Source organism: Treponema sp. R80B11-R83G3, from assembly GCF_054786115.1.
In genome coordinates this window covers 1-2,428 of the sequence record NZ_BDHF01000151.1, presented here as the reverse complement: position 1 = coordinate 2,428, position 2,428 = coordinate 1, and the positions used below count along the sequence as shown (strand labels likewise).

Annotated in this window: 3 protein-coding genes; all 3 read right to left on the bottom strand. The window is 44.1% G+C overall.

Going from position 1 to position 2,428, the window contains the following annotated elements:
- On the bottom strand, positions 1-287 hold a 287-nt coding region (locus ACYVRH_RS11820), incomplete at its 3' end, for a response regulator (RefSeq protein ID WP_461257117.1).
- A gap of 2 nt (positions 288-289) precedes the next feature.
- Complete coding sequence (locus ACYVRH_RS11815; RefSeq protein ID WP_461257116.1) at positions 290-1,594, bottom strand: sensor histidine kinase; 1,305 nt, start codon at positions 1,592-1,594, stop codon at positions 290-292.
- Positions 1,595-1,737: 143 nt separating this feature from the next.
- Positions 1,738-2,428: hypothetical protein (locus tag ACYVRH_RS11810; RefSeq protein ID WP_461257115.1), on the bottom strand; the 691-nt coding region annotated here is incomplete at its 5' end.

The window sequence follows — 2,428 nt, the reverse complement described above, 5'->3', positions numbered from 1 at the left end:
GCTTTTAATCCCGCCAGTACATCGGCGCGTTTCGCTTTTGCCGTCAGAAAAAGTACGGGCGCGTCGCTTACTTCGCGCAGTTCTTCAAGAAAATCAAGCCCGCTTCCGTCGGGGAGCATTATGTCAAGCACCGCCACGTCGGGGACGGCGATTTTTATGCGTTCCCGCGCCTGTTCTATGGTTTGCGCCGTTAGTACCACAAGCCCGTCTTTTTCCAACATTCTGCGGTTTATGTCCAGTATTTTCTCGTTGTCTTCAAGAAGTAAAACGATTCCTTTTTCTTCCATAATTAATGCCCCCTGTCAATTCCGTGCAGGTTGACGGTAACGGTTGTGCCTTGTCCCTGTCCGCTTTGTATGCCGATGTTGCCGCCGTGCTTTTGGGCTATTTCACGGCAGATTGAAAGCCCTATGCCGCTTCCGCCGTGTCTGCCTGTGCCGCGTTCAAAAATATGCGGCAGTGTGTCCGCTTCTATGCCGCAACCGTCATCTTTTATCGTTATTGTTACGTCAAGACCGTTTGCCTTTACCGTTAGGTGAATATTTTGGCACTGTGAATGGATTATTGCGTTCTGTAATATGTTCCATAATAACTGTGTCAACAAGCCTGAGTCCGCGAGTATGCGGGGAATGTTTTGCCCGATTGCCACGGTTAACGCGCGTCCGTTCCGTTTGGCGACTGGTTCAAAAAGCCGTGCGATTTGCGCGGATAATTCGCCTATGTCTACGGGCGCGATTTTTTGTTCGTCAACGGGCGTTTCGGTTTCGTGTCCTTCGGACAGCAATATTTTAAGCGTGCCGTCCGCCATTTCCGCAAGGCGTTTCGCTTCGCTCGATATTGTGGCAAGGTCGGCGAGGGTTTGTTCGTTTGCCCCGTTCTCCCTGATTTCCTCAACGGCGAATTGCGCATAAGCCGACATGACGGTAAGCGGGGTTCGCATTTCGTGGCTCATGTTGGCAAATAATTCCCTTTTTGCGCGGTTAAGTTCGTCCAGTTGTTTTCTCTGGATTTCAATTTTGCGGTCTTTGTTTTTTCTGGTCAATTCAATTACTATCATCTGCGATGAAACGATAAAATAGCCTAAAATTACCCGTAATGCAAAATCAGAATGATAGTCAAATCTTGAAAGACCGGGTATAAACAACTGCAATGATATTATTACTCCGACTATCACGGTTATTATTATGCCGCGTAACATTCCCAATAGTAATATCGAGGCAAGCGGGATTGAAAAGACGTACATAAAGTTTGCGCCGTGGGTTTTTCCGTCCCAGATGTGCATTATGACGAACAGGCTGAGGGCTATTATATAGATGAGTGATAAAAGGCTTATCCTTATTTTTGTCCGCGAAAGAAAAAGGATTATAAACGAAACAAATATAAAATAGTAACAAATTAGGCGGCTGAGGAATGCCCTTTGCCAGCCAATAGCCGCTGTTAATGCTCCAATGCCGATTATCCCGCCTATGAGCATATAATTCAAAAGTCCATACTGGATTACGTTATCAGATATGCCGAATTCGCTTTGGTCTTTATACCTTCCCGAAGTGAACAAATTGATGAAAAAACGCCGCAGGGGTTTGGTGTTTGGCATGAGGGAAGTATAGCGTTTCAAAAGAAAAAAGAAAAGAGAGTGGGGAGCAATTAACAATTAGCAATTAGCAATGAGCAATGAAGAAAGAAAAGAGAAAAAAGGAAGACAAAGAGAGAAAAAATGGGGAATGAGAACAAAACATTTTAAAAATTAAAATTTTCCGCGTCCTGTAATTCACGGTGAGCGTGAAACGTCGGTATTTGCGATAAATCCGCAGCCTCTTCATAACCGCGAGGATCAATTATTACTAACGCGACTGCGAACGCGTCTTCTTTATAATATACGGACAAACCTTTCGCGTTAGAAACTTTTTTGGCTGTTAATTTTGAGTATTCATATTTGCGAATCATATCGCCAAAATAACCGTTATTTGAAATTAATCCCCACGGCGTGTCAACGCCTGACAATACGACGGGCAGTTTAGTTGACCACGCTATTTTTTCCATATTCATTCTGTATTGAAGGTATAAGTACAGTTGTTGTTTTTCCGAATAGTGGCTTAATACTGAAGACAACGGATTAAATGCGAAGGCCTGCCAGAAATTTTTTGCTTGAACCAGAGGCGAGCCAAAACCGCCGCTTGATAAATAGAGTATTGACATTCCGATAATCTGCTTCTCGGTAACATCCAAAAGCCGCTGAACAAAAAATCCCGGTTTTAATATTTGCTGAGGTTGCGCTGAAAGGCAAATCCCGCCCATATCTCCGTAATAAGAATCGATAAACGTTTTGGAAGTATATATTTCCATGTCATGAAAATATTTCTCGTCTTTTTGCTCCATTTTTTCCAGAACGCCCTGCCACTTGGCGCGTTCAGCCTGCATGGAAGCGTAA